The sequence below is a fragment of the Pseudomonas sp. HMSC063H08 genome (genome assembly GCF_001813645.1).
Classification (GTDB): Bacteria; Pseudomonadota; Gammaproteobacteria; order Pseudomonadales; family Pseudomonadaceae; genus Pseudomonas; species Pseudomonas aeruginosa.
Window position 1 is genome coordinate 1 of record NZ_KV813411.1, and the last position, 22,251, is coordinate 22,251.

29 protein-coding genes and 1 tRNA gene are annotated in these 22,251 nt (G+C 66.9%); 13 read left to right on the plus strand and 17 right to left on the minus strand.

The features are described 5' to 3' along the window. Positions 1–333: hypothetical protein (locus HMPREF2924_RS08975; RefSeq protein ID WP_218189332.1), on the minus strand; the 333-nt coding region annotated here is incomplete at its 3' end. A gap of 26 nt (positions 334–359) precedes the next feature. Between HMPREF2924_RS08975 and HMPREF2924_RS08980 the strand changes: the two genes are divergently transcribed. The 3 genes from HMPREF2924_RS08980 to HMPREF2924_RS08990 are packed head-to-tail and all read left to right on the plus strand — an operon-like array spanning position 360 to position 3,234. Further along, positions 360–1,472, plus strand: coding sequence for an aKG-HExxH-type peptide beta-hydroxylase (locus HMPREF2924_RS08980; protein WP_003130268.1), 1,113 nt, complete (start codon positions 360–362; stop codon positions 1,470–1,472). Further along, entirely contained in the window at positions 1,453–2,643 is a 1,191-nt protein-coding gene (locus HMPREF2924_RS08985) for a SagB/ThcOx family dehydrogenase (RefSeq protein ID WP_003130266.1), read from the plus strand. The genes HMPREF2924_RS08980 and HMPREF2924_RS08985 overlap by 20 nt, the downstream gene beginning before the upstream one ends. A 3-nt stretch (positions 2,644–2,646) precedes the next feature. After that, positions 2,647–3,234 (plus strand): JmjC domain-containing protein, encoded by a 588-nt coding sequence (locus tag HMPREF2924_RS08990; protein WP_003130264.1) that lies wholly within the window; start codon positions 2,647–2,649, stop codon positions 3,232–3,234. Between the two features lie 24 nt (positions 3,235–3,258). On the opposite strand, the gene HMPREF2924_RS08995 is transcribed toward HMPREF2924_RS08990, so the two are convergent. Together HMPREF2924_RS08995 and HMPREF2924_RS09000 are read right to left on the minus strand one after the other, a co-directional pair. Then, complete coding sequence (locus tag HMPREF2924_RS08995; RefSeq protein ID WP_003130262.1) at positions 3,259–3,726, minus strand: GNAT family N-acetyltransferase; 468 nt, start codon at positions 3,724–3,726, stop codon at positions 3,259–3,261. Positions 3,727–3,856: 130 nt separating this feature from the next. After that, positions 3,857–3,931, minus strand: a tRNA-Arg gene (locus HMPREF2924_RS09000). Between the two features lie 177 nt (positions 3,932–4,108). Between HMPREF2924_RS09000 and HMPREF2924_RS09005 the strand changes: the two genes are divergently transcribed. The 4 genes from HMPREF2924_RS09005 to HMPREF2924_RS09020 all read left to right on the plus strand — a co-directional run bounded on the left by HMPREF2924_RS09005 (position 4,109) and on the right by HMPREF2924_RS09020 (position 5,570). Next, on the plus strand, positions 4,109–4,627 hold the full coding sequence (locus HMPREF2924_RS09005) for a GNAT family N-acetyltransferase (protein WP_003091762.1): 519 nt from the start codon (positions 4,109–4,111) through the stop codon (positions 4,625–4,627). Positions 4,628–4,819: 192 nt separating this feature from the next. After that, the gene (locus HMPREF2924_RS09010; protein ID WP_003130260.1) at positions 4,820–5,098 is read left to right on the plus strand and encodes a hypothetical protein; all 279 of its coding nucleotides are present in this window, start codon (positions 4,820–4,822) and stop codon (positions 5,096–5,098) included. 88 nt (positions 5,099–5,186) lie between these two features. Continuing rightward, positions 5,187–5,333, plus strand: a complete 147-nt coding sequence (locus tag HMPREF2924_RS09015) for a hypothetical protein (RefSeq protein WP_003130258.1) — start codon at positions 5,187–5,189, stop codon at positions 5,331–5,333. A gap of 51 nt (positions 5,334–5,384) precedes the next feature. After that, complete coding sequence (locus HMPREF2924_RS09020) at positions 5,385–5,570, plus strand: PA3371 family protein (RefSeq protein WP_003091768.1); 186 nt, start codon at positions 5,385–5,387, stop codon at positions 5,568–5,570. A gap of 38 nt (positions 5,571–5,608) precedes the next feature. Here the strand turns inward: HMPREF2924_RS09020 and phnP are convergent, their stop codons facing one another. The 13 genes from phnP to phnC all read right to left on the minus strand — a co-directional run bounded on the left by phnP (position 5,609) and on the right by phnC (position 16,234). Next, complete coding sequence (gene phnP, locus HMPREF2924_RS09025; RefSeq protein ID WP_003109294.1) at positions 5,609–6,379, minus strand: phosphonate metabolism protein PhnP; 771 nt, start codon at positions 6,377–6,379, stop codon at positions 5,609–5,611. Next, positions 6,370–6,927, minus strand: a complete 558-nt coding sequence (phnN, locus tag HMPREF2924_RS09030; protein ID WP_003109293.1) for a phosphonate metabolism protein/1,5-bisphosphokinase (PRPP-forming) PhnN — start codon at positions 6,925–6,927, stop codon at positions 6,370–6,372. Before phnN ends, phnP begins: the two co-directional genes overlap by 10 nt. Further along, positions 6,927–8,090 carry an alpha-D-ribose 1-methylphosphonate 5-triphosphate diphosphatase gene (locus HMPREF2924_RS09035; protein WP_003091776.1) on the minus strand — a complete coding sequence of 388 codons (1,164 nt, stop codon included), beginning with the start codon at positions 8,088–8,090 and terminating at the stop codon, positions 6,927–6,929. Before HMPREF2924_RS09035 ends, phnN begins: the two co-directional genes overlap by 1 nt. Continuing rightward, complete coding sequence (gene phnL, locus HMPREF2924_RS09040; RefSeq protein ID WP_003091778.1) at positions 8,080–8,796, minus strand: phosphonate C-P lyase system protein PhnL; 717 nt, start codon at positions 8,794–8,796, stop codon at positions 8,080–8,082. The genes HMPREF2924_RS09035 and phnL overlap by 11 nt, the downstream gene beginning before the upstream one ends. 49 nt (positions 8,797–8,845) lie before the next feature. Next, positions 8,846–9,661 (minus strand): phosphonate C-P lyase system protein PhnK, encoded by an 816-nt coding sequence (gene phnK / locus HMPREF2924_RS09045; RefSeq protein WP_003091781.1) that lies wholly within the window; start codon positions 9,659–9,661, stop codon positions 8,846–8,848. Beyond that, the gene (locus HMPREF2924_RS09050) at positions 9,658–10,542 is read right to left on the minus strand and encodes an alpha-D-ribose 1-methylphosphonate 5-phosphate C-P-lyase PhnJ (RefSeq protein WP_003091784.1); all 885 of its coding nucleotides are present in this window, start codon (positions 10,540–10,542) and stop codon (positions 9,658–9,660) included. Before HMPREF2924_RS09050 ends, phnK begins: the two co-directional genes overlap by 4 nt. Then, the gene (locus HMPREF2924_RS09055; protein ID WP_003091786.1) at positions 10,539–11,639 is read right to left on the minus strand and encodes a carbon-phosphorus lyase complex subunit; all 1,101 of its coding nucleotides are present in this window, start codon (positions 11,637–11,639) and stop codon (positions 10,539–10,541) included. Before HMPREF2924_RS09055 ends, HMPREF2924_RS09050 begins: the two co-directional genes overlap by 4 nt. Next, positions 11,639–12,268: a phosphonate C-P lyase system protein PhnH gene (gene phnH / locus HMPREF2924_RS09060; protein WP_003113122.1), complete on the minus strand. Its 630-nt coding sequence runs from the start codon at positions 12,266–12,268 to the stop codon at positions 11,639–11,641. The genes HMPREF2924_RS09055 and phnH overlap by 1 nt, the downstream gene beginning before the upstream one ends. Further along, positions 12,268–12,726 (minus strand): phosphonate C-P lyase system protein PhnG, encoded by a 459-nt coding sequence (gene phnG / locus HMPREF2924_RS09065; RefSeq protein WP_003130255.1) that lies wholly within the window; start codon positions 12,724–12,726, stop codon positions 12,268–12,270. The genes phnH and phnG overlap by 1 nt, the downstream gene beginning before the upstream one ends. Positions 12,727–12,735: 9 nt before the next feature. Then, on the minus strand, positions 12,736–13,458 hold the full coding sequence (phnF, locus tag HMPREF2924_RS09070; protein WP_003091792.1) for a phosphonate metabolism transcriptional regulator PhnF: 723 nt from the start codon (positions 13,456–13,458) through the stop codon (positions 12,736–12,738). 20 nt (positions 13,459–13,478) lie between these two features. After that, the gene (phnE, locus tag HMPREF2924_RS09075; RefSeq protein WP_003091793.1) at positions 13,479–14,273 is read right to left on the minus strand and encodes a phosphonate ABC transporter, permease protein PhnE; all 795 of its coding nucleotides are present in this window, start codon (positions 14,271–14,273) and stop codon (positions 13,479–13,481) included. Positions 14,274–14,340: 67 nt separating this feature from the next. Further along, positions 14,341–15,345, minus strand: coding sequence for a phosphonate ABC transporter substrate-binding protein (gene phnD / locus HMPREF2924_RS09080; protein ID WP_003091795.1), 1,005 nt, complete (start codon positions 15,343–15,345; stop codon positions 14,341–14,343). Between the two features lie 52 nt (positions 15,346–15,397). Then, entirely contained in the window at positions 15,398–16,234 is an 837-nt protein-coding gene (gene phnC / locus HMPREF2924_RS09085; protein WP_003130253.1) for a phosphonate ABC transporter ATP-binding protein, read from the minus strand. 360 nt (positions 16,235–16,594) lie between these two features. Here phnC and amrZ point away from each other — a divergent pair, with 360 nt between their 5' ends. The 4 genes from amrZ to tsaA all read left to right on the plus strand — a co-directional run bounded on the left by amrZ (position 16,595) and on the right by tsaA (position 19,056). Next, positions 16,595–16,921, plus strand: a complete 327-nt coding sequence (gene amrZ, locus HMPREF2924_RS09090) for a transcriptional regulator AmrZ (protein ID WP_003091802.1) — start codon at positions 16,595–16,597, stop codon at positions 16,919–16,921. A 153-nt stretch (positions 16,922–17,074) separates the two neighbouring features. Then, positions 17,075–17,440: a DUF2784 domain-containing protein gene (locus HMPREF2924_RS09095; RefSeq protein ID WP_003109290.1), complete on the plus strand. Its 366-nt coding sequence runs from the start codon at positions 17,075–17,077 to the stop codon at positions 17,438–17,440. 97 nt (positions 17,441–17,537) lie between these two features. Beyond that, positions 17,538–18,308 carry a 3-oxoacyl-ACP reductase RhlG gene (gene rhlG / locus HMPREF2924_RS09100; RefSeq protein ID WP_003091805.1) on the plus strand — a complete coding sequence of 257 codons (771 nt, stop codon included), beginning with the start codon at positions 17,538–17,540 and terminating at the stop codon, positions 18,306–18,308. Positions 18,309–18,360: 52 nt separating this feature from the next. Beyond that, complete coding sequence (tsaA, locus tag HMPREF2924_RS09105; protein WP_003091808.1) at positions 18,361–19,056, plus strand: tRNA (N6-threonylcarbamoyladenosine(37)-N6)-methyltransferase TrmO; 696 nt, start codon at positions 18,361–18,363, stop codon at positions 19,054–19,056. 6 nt (positions 19,057–19,062) lie between these two features. Here the strand turns inward: tsaA and HMPREF2924_RS09110 are convergent, their stop codons facing one another. After that, positions 19,063–19,365, minus strand: coding sequence for a heme-binding protein (locus HMPREF2924_RS09110; protein WP_003130248.1), 303 nt, complete (start codon positions 19,363–19,365; stop codon positions 19,063–19,065). Positions 19,366–19,425: 60 nt separating this feature from the next. Here HMPREF2924_RS09110 and HMPREF2924_RS09115 point away from each other — a divergent pair, with 60 nt between their 5' ends. Both HMPREF2924_RS09115 and nosR read left to right on the plus strand, forming a co-directional pair. Further along, positions 19,426–19,839, plus strand: a complete 414-nt coding sequence (locus HMPREF2924_RS09115) for a VOC family protein (protein WP_003130247.1) — start codon at positions 19,426–19,428, stop codon at positions 19,837–19,839. Positions 19,840–20,067: 228 nt separating this feature from the next. Next, positions 20,068–22,215, plus strand: a complete 2,148-nt coding sequence (nosR, locus tag HMPREF2924_RS09120; protein WP_023094569.1) for a transcriptional regulator NosR — start codon at positions 20,068–20,070, stop codon at positions 22,213–22,215. The last annotated feature ends 36 nt before the right edge of the window (positions 22,216–22,251 follow it).

A 22,251-nucleotide genomic window follows, 5' to 3' on the forward strand; every position in this document is an offset into this window, starting at 1 on the left:
CTGCAGGACCTCGCCGCGCTGCTCGACCAGCAACAACAGCAGAAGGGCCGACAGCTCCTCCAGGACCTGGCCGCGGTCCTCGACCAACAGCAACAGCAGGGAGGCCGCAACCTGCAGGACCTCGCCGCGCTGCTCGACCAGCAGCAACAGCAGAAGGGCCGGCAGTTCCTCCAGGGCCTGGCCGCTATCCTCGACCAGCAGCAACAGCAGGGAGGCCGCAACCTGCAGGACCTCGCCGCGTTGCTCGACCAGCAGCAACAGCAGAAAGGTCGACAGTTCCTCCAAGGCTTGGCCGCTATCCTTGACCAACAACAGCAACAGGGAAGCAAACAACTAGCCAATCTGAAGGGTGAGTCTCAATGAGTCCGGGCACCGACCGCCCCTGGAACTCGGCATTCCAGCCCGACAGGGGGCTCGGGGCTTTCCACTCGCTGCGCAAGGCCATCCTTGCGCAGCGTACCCAGCTGGGTCTCGATGCCCTGAAACAATGCGACGAAGTGCTGAGGACGGCACAGGAGCCTGGCCTCCCCGAGCCGCTGCTCAATCTCCGGGAGGGGGAAGGAGGATCTACGCTCGTCTTCGATGATCCCGTCTATTCGATCTGGCTGCGTTTTTTCCTCCGCGCATCGGCCAACAGGCGCACGGAAGAACTCATCCGCCATATATCGAAACTTCCCTCGGTACTGCAGGACGTCGAGCGTCGACTCACAGGCAAGGCCAACCTCTACGTCCCCGGCAGCGCGATCGCACTCCAGCGCGAGGATCTGCATCCCTATGTCATGAAAGCGACACCGCCAACCTATGATTTCAGTCGTGCCCCCTCCTCCTCCGGAGAAGAAGGACGCACCATCGGCCATCCGTTGAGAATGCAAGCCGGCCTTCTCGGCAGCGCCCTGAAGAACATCGAAACGGCCTGGCCCGAATTGCATGCGCAGATCGAGGAGTGCGTGCGCATCTTCGGCTACCTTCCGGATGCGGCATTTCGCAGTTGCTCGGCGGCGCGCTACTCCGGAATCGTCTACCTGGGCAACATGGATGAATCACTTCTCGATCTTGAAGAGTCGATCGTCCATGAAACCGGACATCAGGTTCTTTACCAACTTGGAGAAATGACCAGGCTGACCCTCCCGCAGACACCGCTCGAGGCCAACTACGTGCTGCCGTGGTCCGGCTCGCGTCGTGATCTCTTCGGCTTCCTGCATGCCCATTACATCTACGCCCTACTGGTCAAGTACTACTGGCGCCGAGCAAACCTGGATGGACGGGAAGCGGCCGAATGCCGGGGCCGCGCGTTACTGATCCTGTCCGGCTGCCTGAAGGCGACCCCCATGCTGCAAGGAGACGCCAACCTGACGGAACAGGGAAGAATCATCGTCGAGCGGCTTGCCGAAGAACTCGCCGAACTGGATGGCGAAATTCGCGGACGGGTCCGGCACGAGCGGGAGAAAGCGAATGCAGAAGCGACAGGTTGAAACGGATGAGCCAGCCACCCTGCGGATCAGCGGCAACGCCCTGCATCTCTCGGACGGCGTGGGAGTAACGCTGCTCGACGATCAGATCGTCCTCGAGAACCGCGCCACTGGCGCCAGCAAAGCCTTTTCCAGGGAGGCGATACCGCTGCTGGATCTGTTCATGGACTGGATCGAACCCGACGATTTCGTCAGCCGGGCCTTCGAGCAGGGAGGCGAGGCGGAGTCTGTCAACAGAGCCATCGGCGTTCTGCACGATCTGCTGGAACTCGATGTGCTGACGGTGCGCGCCGAGGATCTGAGGGGAACCCGCCTGCGCGCCCCTGGTGCGGGCTGGGGCGACGCCATGCGCTTCCTGCTCGCAACACGGACGAGCAGGGAGACGATCTTCGCCCCACCCGCGGAGTTCAATGCCGCCCTGGCCGAGAAGGCAGCCGTCACGCGTCAGGCATCCGCCTTCATGGAATATCCGGCGGCACCGTTCAGTCCATTGAGCGAACCACGCATGACGGCCTCCAGAGGAGAACCCTCGTTCCCGAAAACCATGCTGAACAGGAGGACGGCTCGCCGATACGCGGACCATCCCCTCACCGAAGCCCAGTTGTCCAGCCTGCTCAAGTTCGCCTGGGGCATGATCAAGAGCGTACCCAACCCTCTCGGCGACGTGTTCGTCCGCAAGACCTCGCCGAGCGGCGGCTCGTTACATCCGGTCGAAGTCTATCCGATCGTCCTCAACGTCGACGGCATCGAGAGAGGGATCTACCACTATTCCGTTCGCCGCCACGGCCTGGAGCGCCTGTGGACGGGGGATGCACACGAGTGGATCGCCAAGGCCTGCGGAGACCAGGAATGGGTTCGGGAAGCCGCCGTCATCTTTCTCTGCTCCGCGTTCCTTCCGCGCACGGCCTGGAAATACGACTTTTCGCGCGTCGCCCGGGCCGTGATGGCCGAGATCGGCTTCAGCGGGCAATCGCTTCTGCTCACCGCGTCATGGCTAGGCCTTGGCGCCTTCACCACCATTGCCCTGCGCGATGAACTGTTCGAGGACCTGCTCGGCTTCGACCCTCTGCGCGAACCGGTATTCGCCGTCTTCGGAGTCGGTGCCCTGGAACCGGACATCGTCGACCATTCGCGTCCTCGAACGGAAAACCAGGACGAAGCGGGCGCCCTGTAGAAGATGGACATCGTGCATTCCCATGGACACGACCCGGGCGTACTCGATCCCCGGACCGATCGCCTGTTCGTCGTCGCGCTCAGCCAAAGCCCAGCCAAGGTCATGCTGCGCGCGGCGGATGGCGCGCACCTGGAAATAGCGCTGCCGGCAAGCGGAGCTCCGGACAGACCGGCCGGGACGCGCTGCTACATGAATCTGGAACGCACGGTGGTGGAGCTTCGCGAACGCTTGAAGCCGCGTGATTGCGGCGCGGCGGTGATCGATCGGGTCAACGCCTATATCTCTCCGCCAGGATGCGGAGCGCCGCTGCATTTCGACATTCGTACCGTATGGATCGTGCAACTGTTCGGCTGCAAGACCTGGAGGCTGGGCGACAAGCCCGCGGTGGAACAGCCAAGCCACAACTGCGTCCTGCCCAATGGCGAGCGCCACGTCATCTACGACGGGCGGGAGCTCGAGGCGCCGACGCGGATGCGAACCTATAACCTGTTTCCGGGCGACTGGCTTCTGGTGCCAAAGGGCGTATGGCACGAAACGACAACGACCGCAGGCTCCGTGTCGGCCACCCTCGCGGCGCCGGAAGGCAGCTAGCCGACGCCTGCTGGGAGGATGTCCTCACCGGGTCGTCATCGGCAGACGCGTCACACCGTGCTCGGTGGTCACCGGACCGCTCGCCACGAAACCGAACCTCTGGTAGACCGGCACAGCCCCCAGCGCCGCGCTGACAGTGAAGACACCCGAATATCCCGCCTCGAGACAAGCCTCGCGCGCACGTGCCCAGAGGGCACGCGCCAGCCCCTGGCCCTGGGCCTCTTCCGCGACGAATAGCATGAGCAGATGATGGTCGTCGCGAGTGGCGACGACGCCAAGCATTTTCCCCCGCTCCTCGGCGACGAAATAGCGGCAGGTTCCACGCATACCCTCCAGGATTCGCGGAGTGCCAAGGGCTCGCTGAAGGAAACGCCGCCCCTGTGGAGGGAAATCACGGGCAACATGCTCGCGAGTCAGCCGGCGTACGAACGCGCCGATCATCTCTGCGTCCTCCACCCGGGCCAGGCGAATATTCACCCGATTGGCAGACATGCCCGCCCTCCCGTCGGTCGTCGGCAAACCATGTTTCCACAGTATTGCCCAGGCGACGCCGGCCTGCCATGCCGGCAGGCCGGACAGCGCAGGCATGGCGCCTGGAGGGAGGCAAGGTAAAGAAAGAAGGTGGCGTCCCCGACAGGAATCGAACCTGTACCGACCCCTTAGGAGGGGGCCGTTCTATCCATTAAACTACGAGGACGAATCGCGCCGGTGCTTTTTGCCATGCCGGCTTTCGACAGAAAGACCATCTCCATCGGAGTCCAGCGGCGCAATGCACGATGCGCTGACGGGGCGGCATGTTAACGGCAGAGAAAGCGTTTGTCATGCCACTGCCACCAAGGCTGCGCATAATTTTCCGCAACCCTGGAGGTGCAGCATGAACCAGACCGTCGCCATTCCCGCCGCACAGGACCTGCCGGACGCCCCGCGCCAGCCGCGGATACCGGACTCCCCCTTCGCCAGCTTCGATGTGCGGATCGCCAGCGAGCACGACGCGCCGCGCCTGTCGTTGCTGCTACAGCAACTAGGTAGCGCCGATCCGCGCCCGGACCCGGCGTTGCTGGCCATCCAACTGCAACGACCGCGCGGCGACCGGGTCACCCTGGTGGCCGAGCGCGGCGAGCGCCTGCTCGGCACCTGCACCCTGCATCTGATCGAACACCTGGCGCACGATTTCGCCCGCTCGGCAATTCTCGAAGACATGGTGGTCGACCGCCACGCCCGCGGCCAGGGCGTAGGCCGCGAACTGATCGGCCGGGCCGTGGAGCGCGCGCGCAGTTGGGGCTGCTACAAACTGGCGCTTTCCAGCCACCAGGACCGGGAAACCGCGCAGCGCTTCTATGCCGCGCTGGGATTCACCAGCCACGGCGTAAGCCTGGCGCTGCATCTGGGCTGACCTCATCATGCATTTTGCAACCGGCAAAATGCCAATCCGTGCAAAGTGCATGTCAGAGAGCCCCATACACATATATAGACCATTGATTTAAAAGGATTTTTTATAGGAAAAAGTTGGCACAACCGCTGCTACAAGACCCTCAGGATCAAACCTTGGCCATCTGCCTGGCAAAGCTACGAAATGGAGGTGAACATGAGCAGCTCACGCAACCTGGTCGGCACCGGACTTCTTTCCCTGCTGGCTCTCGTAGTCTTCCAGAACAGCGCACTGGGCGACGAGGACAGGACGCAGGAACGCCACGGCGAAAGGCCGGTAGTGCTGGACAGCAACGCAACGCCGCAGTGGGCACCCGCTGCGCAGCGACTGGTGATCCAGGCGCCCGAAGAATCCCCGCGCATCGTCACCGTAGGCGAGGACGAGCGCGGCACGGCGCTGGTAAGCGCGGCCGACGAACAGGCCTGGACATTCTGACGAAGCAAGCGCCGGGAGACCGGCATCCAACGACGCTACACCGCCGCACAGGTCCCCGGGATGCTGGCGGGCGGAAGGGAGAACGAACATGTGGATCCTGGCTTTGCCGCTGACCGCCCTGGCCCTTTCGGTCGGCGTCTACGGGCTGCTCTGGCTGATAGAGCGCGGAGGAGAAGAATATCCAGCGAGGCTTCCGCTGAGCGACAAGGGCGCCACGGAACCTCGGCGCCACTGAGCCGGCACAAGGAACAGCGAGCCCGACGGAGAGGGCTCCGGGAGTGAAACCATGTCACGATCCGCCGTCATTCTTCTGTTCGTGGTGATCGCCAGCGCGATCCTGGCGCTGAGCCTGCCGCCCGATGCCACCCTCCTCGCCTGGTGCGCCTGGGGACTGCTGGGCATATCCGGCGCCTGGCTGCTGTTTGCGCTGGTGGTAGGTCGGCGAATCCGCTTCGATCCCAGCCTGGACTGATTTCGCCCACAACGCCTTGCCGGGCGCTACAGCGTCGCTCACAGCGGCAGGCACATGCCGTCGTGTGCCAGTTCCACCCCCTCGGGCAACGCAGCGGGGTGGTCCAGCAGCCAGGCGTCCAGCGCATGCCCGACGTGAGTCAACACGGCCCGCCGGGGACGCAGCGATTCGATGCACTCCAGTGCCCGCGTCAGGTCGTTGTGGTTGCGCGGCGGCCGCTCCTGCGGCGGCATCGAGCAGTCCAGCACCAGCAGGTCCAGCGGCGCCGCGAGCAATCGCGAGGCGCTGTCCGCCGGCAGCCCGACGGTATCGGTGAGGTAGGCCAGACGCCGTATCGTTCCCTCCTCGGAAGCCCCCTCCAGCAAGTAGCCGAAGGTCGGCTTCGAGTGGACCAGCGGTAGCGCGGTCGCCGCCAGCGCGCCCCACTGGCGCCGCTCGAAGGCGCCGAAGGGCTGGCTGAAATCGAGGATGCCCGGATGCTTGTAGAGGTCGGCGAGGCCCTCCGGGTCGGCCGGGCCATGCACCGGGATCACCAGGCCCTGGCCCCAGCGCAGGTGCAGCAGGCCTTGGGCGTGGTCGGCGTGGTAATGGGTCTGGAGGATGCCGTCGAGGCTATGGGGCGGGAAGCGCTCGCAGAGATCGACCAGGCCGCTGTCGATCAGCCAGCGCTGGCCGGCGCACTCCAGCAGCGCGCTACAGGGACGGCGACGCAGGCCGGCGTCGGCGCGGGCGTTGCGACAGGCCGGGCAATCGCAACCGTAGACCGGCACCTGGCGGGCGTCGCCGGTGCCGAGCAGGGTCAGGCGCATGCGCGGTCGCTGCCGAGACGGGCCAGGAGGCTGCGTAGCGTGTCGTCGAGGTCACCGGAGTTGTCCAGTTGGAACAGCGGGCCCTCCAGGCCGGCGGCGAACTCGGCGTTGCGCGCCAGGCGCGCCTCGATTTCCTCGGGGCTTTCCCGGCCGCGCGCCAGCAGGCGCTGGCGCAGCACCTCGGGTTTCACCCCGAGCAGGACCGCGAGCAGATCCGGATAGCGCCGGCGGGCCTGCGCCAGGTAGCCGCGCGAGCCGTTCACCAGCACGTCGTAGCCCTGCGCCAGCCACTCGTCGATCTGCACCGGAATGCCATAGCAAAGGCCGTTGGCGCGCCAGCTCATGGCGAACGCCGAGGCCCGCTCGAGGGTGTCGAACTGCGCCGGGGTCACCGCCTGGGCGTCCTCCCCCACCGCTTCCGCGGAGCGCGTGATCACCCGCCGCACGATACGGCAGCCGCGCAGCGCCAGGGGCTCGCGCGCGGCCTGCAACAGGCTGTCCTTGCCCGAGCCGGAAGGCCCCATCAGATAAATCAGTCTGCCTGTCATCAGAACACTCTCTGCCCGCCGCGCCAGACCTGGCGCACCACCGGCTGGTTGTTGCCGAGCGCCCGCGCCTGCAGCAGATCGGCGCGCAGGCCGACGCGGATTTCGCCACGATCGGTCAGCCCGGCGGCCAGCGCCGGGGTACGGCTGACCATCGCCACCGCGCGCGGCAGGTCGTAGCGGATCGCATCATACTCGCTGTGCTCGCCGGCGAGCAGCAAGGCCGCATGCAGCAGGCTGGCCGGATAGTAGTCGCTGGAAAGGATATCCAGCACGCCGATTCCCGCCAGTTGCGCCGCCGCCACGTTGCCCGAGTGGGAACCGCCGCGGACCACGTTGGGCGCGCCCATCAGCACCTGCAGGCCATGCTCGTGGCTGGCCCTGGCGGCCTCCACGGTGGTCGGGAACTCGGCGATGGCCATGCCGTAGCCGGCCGACTCGCGGACATGCGCGAGGGTCGCGTCGTCATGGCTGGCCACCGACAGGCCGCGTCCCTGGCAGACATCGACGATGGCCGCACGGGCGGCGTCGCTGTAGCGCTCGGAGTTGGCTACCTGCTCGACGATGAAGGCGTCCATCTCGGCATCGCTCAGGTGGTACTTGCCCTGGTAGTACTCGCGGTACTTCTCCAGCCTGGCGAACTGGCGCTGGCCGGGGGCGTGGTCCATCACCGAGACCAGTTGCACCAGCGGATGCTCGACCAGTTCGCGGAACACCTCCAGCGTCTGCGGATGGCTGACCTCGCAACGCAGGTGCAGGCGATGGTCGGCGCGCGCGTCGCCGCTGGCGGCGGCCTCGCCGATGGCCTCGAGCATCTTCGGCAACTGCTGCATGCGCTTGCCCTTGGGGTTGACGTCGCCGATGGACAGCGCGTCGAACACCGTGGTGATCCCCGCGGCGACGATCTGCGCGTCGTGCGCCAGCACCGCCGAGGCCGACGGCCAGTCGACGCCGGGACGCGGGGTCATGTGCTTCTCCAGGTTGTCGGTGTGCAGCTCGACCAGGCCGGGCAGCAGGTAGTCGCCCCCCAGGTCCTCGGCCCCGGCCAGGTGGCTGCGGCCTTCGTCGACCGCGGCGATCAGGCCGTCGCGCAGCAGCACGCTGCCGACGAAGACCCGCTCGGCGCTGACTACCCGGGCATTGCTGAGAACGCGTTCAGACGACATGGGCTTGCTCCTGGCGGGAAAGCTCCTGGCTCATGTCCAGGTAGCGGCTGGCCACCGCCTCGCGGGCGGCGCGGTCGTGGAAGATGCCGATCAACGCGGCGCCGGCGCCCTTGGCTTCGCCGATCAGTTCCAGCACTACCTGGCGGTTGGCTTCGTCGAGGGACGCGGTCGGCTCGTCGAGCAGCAGGATCGGCCACTCGACCATGAAGCCGCGGGCAATGTTGACGCGTTGCTGCTCGCCGCCGGAAAAGGTACCCGGCGCCAGTTGCCAGAGGCGTTCCGGGATGTTCAGCCGGGCCAGCAGGCTGCGCGCCCGCAGTTCGGCGCTGTCGCGGCTCCAGCCACGGGCCAGGGCCGGCTCCATGACCACGTCGAGGGTCGCCACCCGCGGGATCACCCGCAGGAACTGGCTGACGTAGCCGAGGGTCTGGCGACGCACGGCGAGCACCTCGCGAGGCTCGGCGCCGACCAGTTCCAGCCAGTCGCCGGCGTGGCGCAGGCGGATGCTGCCGCCGGCCGGCAGGTAGTTGCCGTAGAGCGTGCGCAGCAGGGTGCTCTTGCCGGCGCCGGAGCGTCCGTGGAGCACCAGGCATTCGCCGCCGGCGACATTGAAGTTGAGCCCGCGCAGCACATTGAGCACTACGCCCTGTTGCTGGTGCAGGGTGAAGGTCTTGCTGAGGTCGCGGACCTCGATCAGGTTGTTCATCGCTACTTCTCCGGGCGCCCGTCGCGCGGACCGGCGCCGACGCTTCGGCTCAGGGTTGCAGGACCGACGACACCAGCAATTGCGTGTACGGATGCTGCGGGTCGTCGAGAATCTGGTCGGTGAGACCGGCTTCCACCACCCGCGAACGGCGCATGACCATCAGGCGGTCGGCGAGCAGGCGCGCCACCGCCAGGTCGTGGGTGACGATCACCACCGCCAGGTCCAGCTCGCGCACCAGGCCGCGCAGCAGGTCGAGCAGGCGCGCCTGCACCGACACGTCGAGGCCGCCGGTGGGTTCGTCCATGAACACCAGGCGTGGCGCCGAGACCAGGTTGCGGGCGATCTGCAGGCGCTGCTGCATGCCGCCGGAAAAGGTTCGCGGCAGGTCGTCGATGCGCAGCGGATCGATCTCCACCTGTTCCAGCCAGTCCAGCCCGGCCTGGCGCAGCCGACCGTAGTGGCGCACGCCCTGGGCCATCAGCCGTTCGCCGATGTTGGCGCCGGCGGACACGCCCATGCGCAGGCCGTCGCGCGGGTTCTGCTCGACGAAGCCCCACTCGGTGCGCAGCAGGGTGCGCCGCTCGGCTTCGCTGGCGGCGTAGAGGTCCAGCCAGCGGTCGCCGTCGTCGCGGTAGGCGACCGTGCCGGCGTCCGGCGGGCAGCGCCCGGAGAGCAGCGAGAGCAGGGTCGACTTGCCCGAGCCGGACTCGCCGACGATGCCCAGCACTTCGCCGGGGTAGAGATCGAAGTCGACCTCCTGGCAGCCCTTTTCCGGCCCGTACAGGCGGGTCAGGCCGCGCACCGAGAGCAGCGGCCGGTCGCGCGCGTCGAGGCTCGCATCGATGGATTCGCAGACCGCGTTCATTGCGCGTCCTCCCCTTCTTCCTGGCGGGCACGCCGCTGCGTGCAGTAATCGGTGTCGGAACAGACGAAGCGCTTGCCGCCACGGTCGTCGACGATCAGTTCGTCCAGGTAGGACTCGTGGCTGCCGCAGAAGGCGCAGCTTTCCTCCCAGCGCTGGACCTCGAAGGGGTGGTCCTCGAAATCCAGGCTCGCCACCCGGGTGAACGGCGGCACCGCGTACAGGCGCTTCTCGCGACCGGCGCCGAACAGCATCAGCGCCGGGTTCATGTCCAGCTTGGGGTTGTCGAACTTGGGAATCGGCGAGGGATCCATCACGTAGCGCTCGTCCACCGTCACCGGGTAGGCATAGCTGGTGGCGATGTGGCCGAAGGTGGCGATGTCCTCGTAGAGCTTCACGTGCATCACCCCATAGTCGTTGAGCGCATGCATGGTCCGGGTCTCCGCCTCGGAAGGCTCGATGAAGCGCAGCGGCTCGGGGATCGGCACCTGGTAGACCATGATCTGCTCGCCGCTCAGGGCGGTTTCCGGTATCCGGTGGCGGGTCTGGATCACCGTCGCCTCCGGGGTCCGTTCGGTGGTGGCGACCCCGGCGGTACGGGCAAAGAAACGCCGGATGGATACCGCGTTGGTGGTATCGTCGGCGCCCTGGTCGATCACCTTGAGCACGTCGTCGGCACCGAGGATGGCCGCGGTCACCTGCATGCCGCCGGTGCCCCAGCCGTAGGGCAGCGGCATCTCGCGGCCGCCGAAGGGCACCTGGTAGCCGGGGATCGCCACCGCCTTGAGCAGGCCGCGGCGGATCATGCGCTTGGTCTGCTCGTCGAGGTAGGCGAAGTTGTAGCCCTGCTCCGGCGCGGCGCTGGCTTGCGGGGAAAGGCTCATGCGCGCTTCTCCTGGACAGTGGGTTGCGCGGATTCGGCGACGCCGGGACGACGCAGCTTGCGAATCAGCTCCAGCTCGGACTGGAAATCGACGTAGTGCGGCAGCTTCAGGTGCGAGACGAAGCCACCGGCCTCGACGTTGTCGCAGTGCATCAGGACGAACTCTTCCTGCTGCGCCGGCGACACCACCTCCTCGCCGTATTCCTCGGCGCGCAGGGCGCGGTCGACCAGGGCCATGCCCATCGCCTTGCGCTCGGCGTAGCCGAAGGCCAGGCCGTAGCCACGGGTGAATTGCGGCAGCTCCTCGCGGGAACCGACGAACTGGTTGACCATCTCGCACTCGGTGACCTCGATCTCGCCCACCGGCACCGCGAAGCCCAGTTCCTCGGGCTCCAGCCAGACCTCGCAGGCGCCGATGCGGATCTCCCCGGCGAACGGATGGTTGCGGCCGTAGCCGCGCTGGGTCGAATAGCCCAGGGCGAGAAGGAAGCCCTCGTCGCCGCGTGCCAAGGCCTGCAGGCGCTGGGCGCGGCCGGTGGGGAAGTCGAGCGGCTCGCGGGTGATATCCGGCACCGCGCCGGGCAGTTCGTACTCCGGCGTCATCAGGCCTTCCCGGTCGAGCAGGCCGAGCACGCGCGGACAAGGCTCCAGGGACGCGCCCCGCTCCACTTCGGGGCCGGGGTAGTCGCCCTCGGCGAGCAGGCTGAAGTCGAGCAGGCGATGGGTATAGTCGAAGGTCGGACCGAGCAGTTGCCCGCCCGGCAGGTCCTTGTAGGTCGCCGAGATCCGCCGTTGCAGGCGCATCCCGGCGGTGTCCAGCGGCAGGCTGGCGGCGAAGCGCGGCAGCGTGGTGCGGTAGGCGCGGAGAAGGAAGATCGCTTCCATCAGGTCGCCGGCCGCCTGCTTGATCGCCAGTGCCGCCAGTTGCTCGTCGTACAGCGAACCTTCGGTCATCACCCGCGACACGGCCAGCGGCATCTGCTGGCGGATCTGCTCCACCGACAGCTCCGGCAGCGCGGTATCGCCGCGGCGCTTGCGCGCCAGCAGGCGATGGGCGTTGTCGATGGCCTTCTCGCCACCCTTGACGGCTACGTACATCAGGCCACCTCCTCGACGGGTTCGCTGACCCGGGTACTGCGTGGCAGGCCGAGGATGCGCTCGCCGGCGGCGAAGAAGGCATCCAGGCCCCTGGGGAATTCGGTGCGTGCGGCGCGCTGCGCCCAGAACCCGGCGCTCACCGGCAACGCCACCTGGCGCACCTCGGCGATACCCGGTCCGCGCCACTCCAGCGAGGCGCCGCCATCGAGGCCGGCAAGCTGGATCAGCAGGGTGCAGGACTGGTCCGGATAACGGTCGCTGCCGCTGTCGAAGCCGCTCAGGTCGTCCAGCTCGCCTTCGTCGAGCAAGGCGAACAGCGCCTGCTCGCGCTCGGCGACGATCGGGCAGCCGCAATGGAAGGCCAGGTTGGCGCGCAACGTCGGGCTGTCGAGACCCGGCGCCAGCCACAGCGGGGTGTCGGAGTCGAGGAAGCTCAGGCACAGCGCGTAGCTGGCCGGTTGCAACGCGGCCAGCGCCGGTGCGCGGTCGAGGTTGCGTACCAGCCCCGGTTCGGCGAGGGCCTTGAGCGCCGCGCGGAAACTCCGCTGGGCGTCCAGGACCGGGTCCTGGAACGCCGGTTGCAATAGCGCGGCGGTATCCGCCGGGCTGGGAAGCGAAGCGCTGGTCATCAATCTTCTCCTCGGACCAAGGTGAAGAACTCCACCTTGGTAGTGGCGATTTCCGCCTCCTGGGCGGCACGGAGCTCGGCCTGGGTACGGGCCAGCGGTTCGATCAGGCGCGCCTGCCAGGCCGCCGCATCGGCGCCCTGCAGGTGCGCGTCGGCCAGGGCGGCCAGTTCGGCGTGGCGCTTGTCGCGCCCGGCGACATAGCTGTAGCCGGTACGTCCGTCAGCGAGGCGGACCACGCAGCGGGTCACGGTCATCTCGCCGAGGTTGAACGGGCTGCCGGTGCCACCCATGCGTCCGCGCACCAGGGTCATGCCGGTCTCGGCGGCGCGCAGCAGGTGATAGTCGGCATCGCGCAGGGCGTCCGCATGGGCGTCCAGCTCCTCGCGACGGGCGCGGGCGAGCACGCCCATCCAGCGCTGTCGTGCGGCGATGGTGGGATCGGAATGCAAGGCGGTCATGGGCTTCTCCTAGGGGGCGACCTGGTACTGGAAGCGATCGGCGCGGCTGATCGACTGGGCCAGTTCCACCGGTTGGCCGGTACGGTCGCGGGACAGGGTGAGGACGGTGAGCAACGGCGCATGGCGGGGCATCAGCAGGCGCGCCGCCTCCTCGCGGTTGGGCAGGCGCGCACCGATCAGGCTGTAGGTGCGGGTCAGCGGCAGGCCTTTGTCGGCCAGGTAGCGACGCAGCGAACCGCCCTGGTAGTCGGCGAGCAGCTCGCTGCGGGAAACGGCGTAGCAATGGCGGATCAGGCTCACCGGCTGGCCGTCGAGGTAACGCAGGGTGGTCAGTTCCAGCACCCGCCCGCCCTCGCCGATCCCCAGGTGGGTGGCCTCGGCGGCGCCGGCCGGACGCTGGCGCGCCTCCAGCAGCCGAGCCTCGACCCGGTGGCCCTGGGCCGAGAGCGACTCGGTGTACGCGTTGGCGGCGCCCATCGGGTAGATCGTCGGCGCCTCCAGGACCTGGGTGCCCTTGCCCTGGCGCCGCAGCACGCGGCCTTCGAGCACCAGTTCGTCGAGCGCCCGGCGCAGGGTATGGCGGTTCACCGCGAAGCGCTGGGCCAGCTGGATCTCGCCGGGCAGGTAGTCGCCGGGGCGGTAGGCCAGCAGTTCCTGGCGCAGCCGTTCGGCCAGTTCGCGGTACAGCGGTTCGCTTTGTCTAGACAAGTGCATGGTTTGGAAAGGGCGCACCAGGCGCCCTCCTCACGTCGTCAGATGAACAGCTTGCGCAGGCGTTGTGACAGAACGTCGATCAGGCTCACCACCACGATGATCACGATCAGCACGGCGCAGGTCTGGCCGAACTGGAAGCCGCGGATGGCCTCCCAGAGGATCACGCCGATGCCGCCGGCGCCGACCATCCCGACCACGGTGGCGGAACGCACGTTGGACTCGAAGCGGTACAGCGAATAGGAGATCCACAGCGGCAGGACCTGCGGGATGACCCCGAATATGACCTCCTGCAGGGCGCTGGCACCGGTGGCGCGGACGCCTTCGACCGGACCGGGGTCGATCGCCTCGACCGCCTCGGCGAAGAGCTTGGCGAGCACCCCGGTGGTGCTGATGAACAGCGCCAGCACGCCGGCGAACGGGCCCAGGCCGACGGCGACCACGAAGAGCATGGCGAAGACCATCTCGTTGATCGAACGGCAGGCATCCATCACCCGCCGCACCGGCTGGTAGACCCACCAGGGCACGATGTTCTCGGAGGCCAGGATCGACAGCGGGATGGCGCAGACGATGGCCAGCACCGTGCCCCAGAGGGCGATCTGCACGGTGACCAGCATCTCGCTGAGGTAGAGCTTCCAGTTGCCGAAGTCCGGCGGGAAGAAGTCGGCGGCGAAGGTCGCCATGTTGCCGGCGTCGCGGAACAGCACGGCCGGGTTCATTTCCGCGCCCTTCCAGGACCAGGCGAGGATGGCGAGGAACAGGCCCCAGCCGACTAGGCGTCCCCAGGATGGCTTGCCGGTGGCGGCCGCCGCGGCGGTGGTGCTCAGAGTGCTCATATCGGGAATCTCGACAGCGGTATTGGCGAATCGGGTGGGGCGCGGCGCCGGCCGCGCCCGGGGTGGATCAGCCGGCGTTGGCGGCGGTCTTCTGCTCGCGCTCGGCCATGCGTTTCTCCAGCTTGGCCAGCTCCTCGTCGAGGGCCTTCAGCTTGGCGGCCTTCTCCTCGGCGCCGAGGTTGGCGTTGTTCGCCACGTCGGTGCGCTGCTTGAACAGCTCGAGCTGGCGGATCGGCAGCAACTGGTCGTCGTCGGAGGGCTGGAACTTCGACCATTGCAGGTCGGCGAGGACCTTCTTCTGCTCGGCGTTGGCGCCGTACTTGAAGAAGAAGTCACGCAGCTTGTTCTTCTGCTCGTCGCTCAGGTTGTTGCGCCACACCAGCGGGTCGCCCGGGATCAGCGGCGACTTCCAGATCACCTTGAGCTGCCTGGCCTTCTCCGGCTGGGTCAGTTCCAGGCGCTCCATGCCCTCGGTATTGAAGGTGGCGACGTCGACCTGCTTGTTGGCCACCGCCAGGGCGTTGACCTCATGGCTGGAGTTGAGGGTGCGCTTGAAGGCCTTGACCGGATCGACGTTGTTCTTGGCGAACACGTAGTAGCCGGGCACCAGGTAGCCGGACGTGGAGTTCGGATCGCCGTTGCCGAAGGTCAGGCTCTTGGCGTTCGCCAGCATGTCCTCGACGCTGTCGATCTTGCTGTCCTTGTTGGCGATCAGCAGGCTCCAGTAGCCCGGCGCGCCGCTGGCGGCGACGGTCTGGGCGAAGATCTCGCCGTGGGCGCGATCCACCGCTTCCATGGCGGCCTTGTTGCCGTACCAGGCGATGTCGACCTTGTCGAAACGCATGCCCTGGATGATCCCGGCGTAGTCGGGGGCGAAGAAGGCCTTCACCTGGTAGCCGGTCTGCTGGCTCATGTCCTTGAGGAAGGGCTCCCAGATGCTCTTGAGGTTCTGCGACGACTCGGTGGAGATGATCCCGAAATTGATCACCGGCTGGTCGGCGTGCGCCATCCCGGCAAGGGAGCCGGCGAGCAGGGCGGAAGCCGCGAGCACACGACTGAAGCGTTTCAACATGGAGAGAACTCCTGGGCAGGGTTTGGCGGGTTTTTATGCGGTTCGAATGACGTCAGGCGCGCGCGAGGGTCAGTTCCGGCTGGCTCTCCGCCCCGCGCCGGGCACGGTCGGAAAACAGCAGCGGGGTATCCCCTTCGGCGCCGTAGAGTTCGTTGAGGAAGCCTTCGGAAAGGTGCTCGCTGCTGCCGTCGAAGAGGATCCGGCCGCCCTTCAGGGCCACCGCGCGCGGGCAATAGCGCAACGCGTAGTCGACCTGATGCAGGGTCACCACCACGGTCTTGCCGTCGTGGCGGTTGATGTCGGCGAGGATGTCCATCACCTTGCGCGCCGACTCCGGGTCGAGCGAGGCGATCGGTTCGTCGGCGAGAATCACCTCGGCCTTCTGGGTCAGGGCGCGGGCGATGGCTACGCGCTGCTGCTGGCCGCCGGAGAGGGTCGAGGCGCGCTGCCCGGCGAAATCGGCCAGGCCGACCCGCGCCAGCGCTTCCAGGGCCTGGCGCTTCTGCTCGGCGCTGAACAGCCCCAGCGAACCGCGCCAGCGCGGCATGCGACCGAGGAAGCCGAGCAGGACGTTGTCCAGCACGCTGAGGCGGTTGACCAGGTTGAACTGCTGGAAGATGTAGCCGATGTCGGCGCGCAGGCGGCGCACTTCGCCGCTCAGGCGGCCGGACGCCTGCAGGCGGCGACCCAGCACGTCGATGCTGCCGCCGTTGTCGCGGTCGCAGCGGGCGAGCCCGGCGACGTGACGCAGGAGCGTGGATTTGCCGGAGCCGGATGCACCGATCAACGCCACCATCTCGCCCGCCTGGATCTCCAGCTTCAGGTTGAAAAGCGCCTGCTTGCGGGCAAAGGTCTTGTTCAGGCTGTCGACACGGATCACCGCGCTCATCGTTCTCCCCTCCAATCGGTTGCACGAAGACGCCAGCGGCGCCATCTGGTGTAGACCAAGATAGGAGGAGACTGTGTCAGACCGGTGAAGTGACGATGACAGTCGAGTGACAATCCATTGAACGACCGGTGGTCAGAAGGCCATCATCTAACCCCAGTAAAAAACTAGGCTTTTGTTGAATCGCTCGCATTTCAGATAGCTGGTACTGGCAAAACGCCGTCACGCAACGCACAATTGACGTCAACTAATTGTTGTTTCCGAAATAACAGACTGAACGGCTGGCGGAAATCGTGGTCATAGGCCCGAGAACAATGAACGCTTCCTCGGCACCGCTTTTCCCTGACTCTACAGGTTCAATGTATGCGCCCACTGAAACAGGCAACTCCTACCTACTCCAGCCGTACCGCTGACAAATTCGTCGTTCGTCTGCCCGAGGGCATGCGTGAGCAGATCGCAGAAGTCGCTCGCAGCCATCACCGCAGCATGAACTCCGAGATCATCGCCCGACTCGAGCAGAGCCTGCTCCAGGAAGGGGCGCTGCAAGACAATCTCGGTGTTCGCCTGGACAGCCCGGAACTCAGCCTGCACGAGCGCGAGCTGCTGCAGCGTTTCCGCCAGCTGACCCACCGTCAGCAGAACGCGCTGGTCGCCCTGATCGCACACGATGCGGAGCTGGCTCAGGCCTGAGCGCCGAAGCCCACGCGTAGCGCTTGAAATGGCCGGCATTCGCCGGCTTTTTCTTTATGGATGGCCAAACCATGGGCGAGTAACCGCAAGGCGGTTATCCGCCGGCCCCTGTAGCGGTGGCGTTATCCCTCCAACGCCACGAGGGAGAGCCGAATGAGCTATCGCCTGGCCGCCGATGCCCTGGTCTGGCTGCACCTGGGCTTCATCCTGTTCGTCCTGTTCGGCGGCCTGCTGCCGTTGCGTTGGCCACGCCTGGCCTGGCTGCACCTGCCGGCGGTGGCCTGGGGCTGCGCCGTTGAGTTCCTCGGCCTACCCTGTCCGCTGACCCCGCTGGAGAATCGTCTGCGCCGGGCCGCCGGGGACGCCGGCTACAGCGGCGGCTTCGTCGAGCACTACCTGTTGCCGCTGATCTATCCCGCCGGCCTGACCCCGACGGTGCAATGGATCCTTGGCGCCATCGTTCTGCTGGTCAACCTGATCGCCTACCTGTATCTGTGGCATCGCCGCGGTAGCCGCTGAGCCACGGATGCCACGTCATTCCGTACCTGGATAGTGCTGCGCCGGCAGCGAGGCGAATCGTAGGCTGGTCACCCCTGCCCAGCCCGGAGTGTTTCCCATGCATCCCTATTTCAGCCTCGCCGGTCGCGTCGCCCTGGTCACCGGCGGCAGCCGCGGCATCGGCCAGATGATCGCCCAGGGTCTTCTCGAAGCCGGCGCCCGCGTCTTCATCTGCGCACGTGACGCAGAGGCCTGCGCCGACACCGCCACACGCCTCTCGGCCTACGGCGATTGCCAGGCGATCCCCGCCGACCTTTCCAGCGAAGCCGGTGCCCGGCGCCTGGCGCAGGCGCTCGGCGAACTCAGCGCGCGGCTGGATATCCTGGTGAACAACGCCGGCACCAGTTGGGGCGCAGCGCTGGAAAGCTATCCGGTGTCCGGCTGGGAAAAGGTCATGCAGCTCAATGTCACCTCGGTGTTTTCCTGCATCCAGCAACTGCTGCCGCTGCTGCGCCGCTCGGCCAGCGCGGAAAATCCGGCGCGAGTGATCAACATCGGCTCGGTGGCGGGCATCAGCGCCATGGGCGAACAAGCCTATGCCTACGGGCCGAGCAAGGCCGCGCTGCATCAACTGTCGCGGATGCTGGCGAAGGAACTGGTCGGCGAGCACATCAATGTCAACGTGATCGCTCCCGGACGCTTCCCGAGCCGCATGACCCGTCACATCGCCAATGACCCGCAGGCACTGGAGGCGGACAGCGCGTCGATTCCCATGGGCCGCTGGGGTCGCCCGGAGGAGATGGCGGCGCTGGCGATCAGCCTGGCCGGCACCGCCGGCGCCTACATGACCGGCAACGTGATCCCCATCGACGGCGGTTTTCATCTCTGAGCGCCGCCAATCCGGGTAACATGACGCCCCCGACCGCTCGCCTCGTCCCGCCATGACCCACAGCGTTTCTCCCATCGGCTACATCCGCTCCTGCTTCATGGAGAAGTTCGCCATCCCGCGCCAGCCGCTGCTCGCGCCGGCGGCGCGGGGGACCCTGGAACTGCTGCCGCCGTTCGACCAGGCGGAAGCGCTGGAAGGCCTGGAGCAGGTCAGCCATGTCTGGCTGCTGTTCCTCTTCCACCAGGCCCTGGAAGACAAGCCGCGGCTGAAGGTGCGCCCGCCGCGCCTGGGCGGCAACCGCTCGCTGGGAGTCTTCGCCACCCGCGCCACCCATCGGCCGAACGGCATCGGCCAGTCGGTGGTGCGCCTGGAGGGCTTCGAAGCGGGGCGCCTGTGGCTGTCCGGAATCGACCTGCTCGACGGCACCCCGGTACTCGATATCAAGCCCTACGTACCCTACGCCGACGCCGTGGCCGACGCCCGCAACGGCATCGCCGACGCGCCGCCGCCGGGCATCGCGGTGGAGTGGAGCGAGCAGGCGCGGCGCCAGGCCCATGAGCACGGCCAGCGGTTGCGGCAGCCGGTGGCCGAGCTGATCGAGCAATGCCTGGCCCAGGACCCGCGTCCGGCCTACCAGAAGCCGGAGCCCGGGCGCCGCTACGGGGTGCGCCTGTGGGACCTCGACGTGCATTGGCACTACCCGCGCCCGGACCTGATCCGCGTGCTGGACGTCGCCCGCGGCGACTGAGCCTTCTCAGCGCAGCGGATTGAGCGCCAGCGCGTCGCTTTCGAAGACTTCCTGTTCGAGGATCAGCGGCTCGACCAACGGCCGGCTGTCGCGGAAATGCGCGGTGCGGGTGTGCGCCTCGTAGGCCGCGTCATCGCGATAGATCTCGTAGAGATAGACCAGGTCAGGGTCCTGTCGGTCGCGGGAAACGTCGAACACCAGGCAGCCGGGCTCGGTGGACACGGAAGCGGCGGCGTTGACCTGGATGGCATCGATGAAAGCCTCGGCGCAGCCGGCCCTGAGGCGGGTCTTGATAAAGATGCAGTACACGGAAACTTCCTTTTGTTTTAGATTTACAAAATTATTGTATACAAAAAAGGAAGCAAACCCATGTCCGACCGCCCTGCCCGCCCCTCCCGCCTCAACGGCCTGCGTCACCTCGCCCTGCTGGTGCCCAACCTGGAAGAATGCGAGCGCTTCTATATCGACGTGCTGGGCATGGAAGTGCTGAACCGCGCCAACGAAGACCTGGTGTATCTCACCTGCGGCAACGACAACCTTTCCCTCGGCCGCGCCCACGCCGCCAGCAACGGCCTGCAGACCATGGATCACTACGGCTTCGTCGTCGACAGCGTGGAGGAACTGGAAGCCTGGTACCGTTACCTGAAGGCGCTGGGCGTGACCCTGCTCGACCAACCCTTCGACCACGGCGACGGCGCGCGCAGCTTCCACCTGCTCGACCCGGCGGGCAACAAGGTGCAGCCGCTGTACCATCCGGCGGTATCCGGGCAGCGCCTGGCCTGAGCCTCGGGCAGCCCTCTCCCCCTCTCCCTGAAGGGAGAGGGGCGACTCGGTACACTGAGTGCCAGCAACCTCGCTGGCTCCTCATCTCCACTTCTTGACTTTCATCAAGCGCGTTCCGCCCCCGCACCTCCTAGCATCCGGCAACGGAAGCGATTCCACCGCCAGGCGCAGACCCCACCGCAGCGCGGCGTCCCTTTTTTCGCCGGTAGCCAGTAGTAGATGGAACCTATGCGCGCCCTTCGTTTTTCCGCCGGATCGTGGCGGTGTGTCTTCGCCTGGATGCTCCTGCTGGTCGGCCTCGCCGCCCAGGGTGCCGAACTCAGCGAGTTGGAGCGTCTGCGCATCGCCCAGGTATTCCCCGCGGTCGAGCGGATCGGCGACCCCGAAGGCGACTACGGCGTACGCCGCCTGAGCAAGGGCGAGGAAACCCTCGGCTACGCCTTCCAGACCCTCAGCGTCACCGACATCCCGGCCTACTCCGGCAAGCCGATCAACCTGCAGGTGATCCTCGATCCGCAGGCGGTTATCCGCGACGCCTACGTCCTCGAACACCACGAACCGATCCTGCTGATCGGCATCCCGGAAGAGAAGCTGCACGCCTTCAGCGCCAGGTACGACGGCGTGCGCGCCGACCAGCGGGTGGTGGTCGGCCGCTCCAGCGACCCGCAGGCGGTTACCGTCGACGCGGTGAGCGGCGCCACGGTGACGGTGATGGTGGTCAACGAGATCGTCATGCGCGCCGCGCATACGGTGGCGGTTGCCCTCGGCCTGATCCAGGACCGCGGCAATGTGCGGCCCAAGCCGGCGCAGGTGCGCCAGCAGCCGGCAGCGACGGCGAGCTGGAGCGAATTGCTCGGCAACGGCGCGATCCGCCGCCTGCAGTTGAGTCGCGGGCAGATCGACGACGCCTTCAAGGGCAGCGAGGCCGAAGGCATCGGCGAAGCCGACGCGGCGCACCGCGACGAGCCGTTCATCGATCTCTACAGCGCCCTGCTCAACCCTCCCGCGGTGGGCCGCAGCCTGCTCGGCGACAACCAGTACCGCGAACTGATGGCGTCGCTGAAGCCAGGCGAATACGCCTTCGTCGTGCTCGGCGACGGCGAGTATTCCTTCAAGGGTTCCGGCTACGTGCGCGGCGGCATCTTCGATCGGGTCCAACTGCGCCAGTTCGGCGACATCATCAGCTTCCGCGACCTCGACTACCAACGCCTGTCGGACGTCTACGCCGAAGGCATGCCGGAGTTCCGCGAGATGGCGATCTTCGTCGCCCGCGCCAGCCAGCGTTTCGATCCGGGCTCGCCCTGGACCCTGGAGTTGCTGGTGCGGCGCCAGACCGGCCCGGTGGCGGGGGTATTCACCAGCTTCGAGCTGGCCTGCCAGACGCCCGAGGAATACCTGGAGCGGCCGCAGCCAACGGCCGAGGAACTGGCCGCCCTGGAAGAGGCCGCCCGGCCGCTGTGGCTGCGGGTCTGGTACCAGAAGAGTTTCCAGATCGGGGTCCTCTGTACCGCCCTCGTCCTGCTCCTGGCGATCCTCTTCCTCCAGGACCGCCTGGTGCAACGGCCGCGCCTGATGCAGCGACTGCGCACCGGCTACCTGGCGTTCACCCTGGTCTACCTGGGCTGGTACAGCCTCGGCCAGCTATCGGTGGTCAACGTGCTGACCTTCGTCCACGCGCTGTTCGAAGGCTTCCGCTGGGAGCTGTTCCTCAGCGACCCGCTGCTGTTCATCCTCTGGACCTTCACCGCAGCCAGCCTGCTGCTCTGGGGCCGCGGCGTGTTCTGCGGCTGGCTGTGCCCGTTCGGCGCGCTGCAGGAACTGCTCAACGAACTCGCGCGCAAGCTCCGCGTGCCGCAGTTCCAGGTGCCGTTCGCCGTACACGAGCGGCTCTGGGCGATCAAGTACATCATCCTGCTGGCGCTCTTCGGTCTCTCCCTGGAATCCCTGGCGCTGGCCGAGCAGGCCGCGGAGGTGGAGCCGTTCAAGACCGCCATCACCCTCGGCTTCGACCGCCAGTGGTGGTTCGTCGCCTACGCCGTCGCGCTGCTGGTGGTCAACCTGTTCACCCGCAAGGTCTATTGCCGCTACCTCTGCCCGCTGGGCGCGGCCCTGGCGATCCCGGCCAAGGCGCGCCTGTTCGACTGGCTCAAGCGCCGCGCGGAATGCGGCAGGCCCTGCCAGCTCTGTGCCCGCGAATGCGAGATCCAGGCGATCCATCCCGACGGCCGCATCGAGGCCAACGAATGCCACTACTGCCTCGACTGCCAGATGACCTACCACGACCAGGACAAGTGCCCGCCGCTGGTGAACAAGCGCAAGAAGCGCGCGAAGAGCGCGCCGGCGGACAGCGCGCGGATACCCGCGGAGAACCTCTGACCTGGCTCCCTTTCCCCTGACTGCCCTTGAGGACCA

Bases quoted from the DNA above. Each gene is read 5' to 3' on its own strand.
- phnC (WP_003130253.1), bottom strand. From the start codon at position 16,234: ATGAGCGCGGTGATCCGTGTCGACAGCCTGAACAAGACCTTTGCCCGC.
- nosR (WP_023094569.1), top strand. From the start codon at position 20,068: ATGCGCGCCCTTCGTTTTTCCGCCGGATCGTGGCGGTGTGTCTTCGCC.
- phnG (WP_003130255.1), bottom strand. From the start codon at position 12,726: ATGACCGCCTTGCATTCCGATCCCACCATCGCCGCACGACAGCGCTGG.
- phnD (WP_003091795.1), bottom strand. From the start codon at position 15,345: ATGTTGAAACGCTTCAGTCGTGTGCTCGCGGCTTCCGCCCTGCTCGCC.
- HMPREF2924_RS08980 (WP_003130268.1), top strand. From the start codon at position 360: ATGAGTCCGGGCACCGACCGCCCCTGGAACTCGGCATTCCAGCCCGAC.
- phnL (WP_003091778.1), bottom strand. From the start codon at position 8,796: ATGAACAACCTGATCGAGGTCCGCGACCTCAGCAAGACCTTCACCCTG.
- tsaA (WP_003091808.1), top strand. From the start codon at position 18,361: ATGACCCACAGCGTTTCTCCCATCGGCTACATCCGCTCCTGCTTCATG.
- HMPREF2924_RS08995 (WP_003130262.1), bottom strand. From the start codon at position 3,726: ATGTCTGCCAATCGGGTGAATATTCGCCTGGCCCGGGTGGAGGACGCA.
- phnK (WP_003091781.1), bottom strand. From the start codon at position 9,661: ATGAACGCGGTCTGCGAATCCATCGATGCGAGCCTCGACGCGCGCGAC.
- HMPREF2924_RS09015 (WP_003130258.1), top strand. From the start codon at position 5,187: ATGTGGATCCTGGCTTTGCCGCTGACCGCCCTGGCCCTTTCGGTCGGC.
- phnE (WP_003091793.1), bottom strand. From the start codon at position 14,273: ATGAGCACTCTGAGCACCACCGCCGCGGCGGCCGCCACCGGCAAGCCA.
- HMPREF2924_RS09050 (WP_003091784.1), bottom strand. From the start codon at position 10,542: ATGAGCCTTTCCCCGCAAGCCAGCGCCGCGCCGGAGCAGGGCTACAAC.
- HMPREF2924_RS09055 (WP_003091786.1), bottom strand. From the start codon at position 11,639: ATGTACGTAGCCGTCAAGGGTGGCGAGAAGGCCATCGACAACGCCCAT.
- phnH (WP_003113122.1), bottom strand. From the start codon at position 12,268: ATGACCAGCGCTTCGCTTCCCAGCCCGGCGGATACCGCCGCGCTATTG.
- HMPREF2924_RS08990 (WP_003130264.1), top strand. From the start codon at position 2,647: ATGGACATCGTGCATTCCCATGGACACGACCCGGGCGTACTCGATCCC.
- rhlG (WP_003091805.1), top strand. From the start codon at position 17,538: ATGCATCCCTATTTCAGCCTCGCCGGTCGCGTCGCCCTGGTCACCGGC.
- HMPREF2924_RS09035 (WP_003091776.1), bottom strand. From the start codon at position 8,090: ATGTCGTCTGAACGCGTTCTCAGCAATGCCCGGGTAGTCAGCGCCGAG.
- HMPREF2924_RS09115 (WP_003130247.1), top strand. From the start codon at position 19,426: ATGTCCGACCGCCCTGCCCGCCCCTCCCGCCTCAACGGCCTGCGTCAC.
- HMPREF2924_RS09010 (WP_003130260.1), top strand. From the start codon at position 4,820: ATGAGCAGCTCACGCAACCTGGTCGGCACCGGACTTCTTTCCCTGCTG.
- HMPREF2924_RS09020 (WP_003091768.1), top strand. From the start codon at position 5,385: ATGTCACGATCCGCCGTCATTCTTCTGTTCGTGGTGATCGCCAGCGCG.
- HMPREF2924_RS09005 (WP_003091762.1), top strand. From the start codon at position 4,109: ATGAACCAGACCGTCGCCATTCCCGCCGCACAGGACCTGCCGGACGCC.
- phnN (WP_003109293.1), bottom strand. From the start codon at position 6,927: ATGACAGGCAGACTGATTTATCTGATGGGGCCTTCCGGCTCGGGCAAG.
- HMPREF2924_RS08985 (WP_003130266.1), top strand. From the start codon at position 1,453: ATGCAGAAGCGACAGGTTGAAACGGATGAGCCAGCCACCCTGCGGATC.
- phnP (WP_003109294.1), bottom strand. From the start codon at position 6,379: ATGCGCCTGACCCTGCTCGGCACCGGCGACGCCCGCCAGGTGCCGGTC.
- HMPREF2924_RS09095 (WP_003109290.1), top strand. From the start codon at position 17,075: ATGAGCTATCGCCTGGCCGCCGATGCCCTGGTCTGGCTGCACCTGGGC.
- amrZ (WP_003091802.1), top strand. From the start codon at position 16,595: ATGCGCCCACTGAAACAGGCAACTCCTACCTACTCCAGCCGTACCGCT.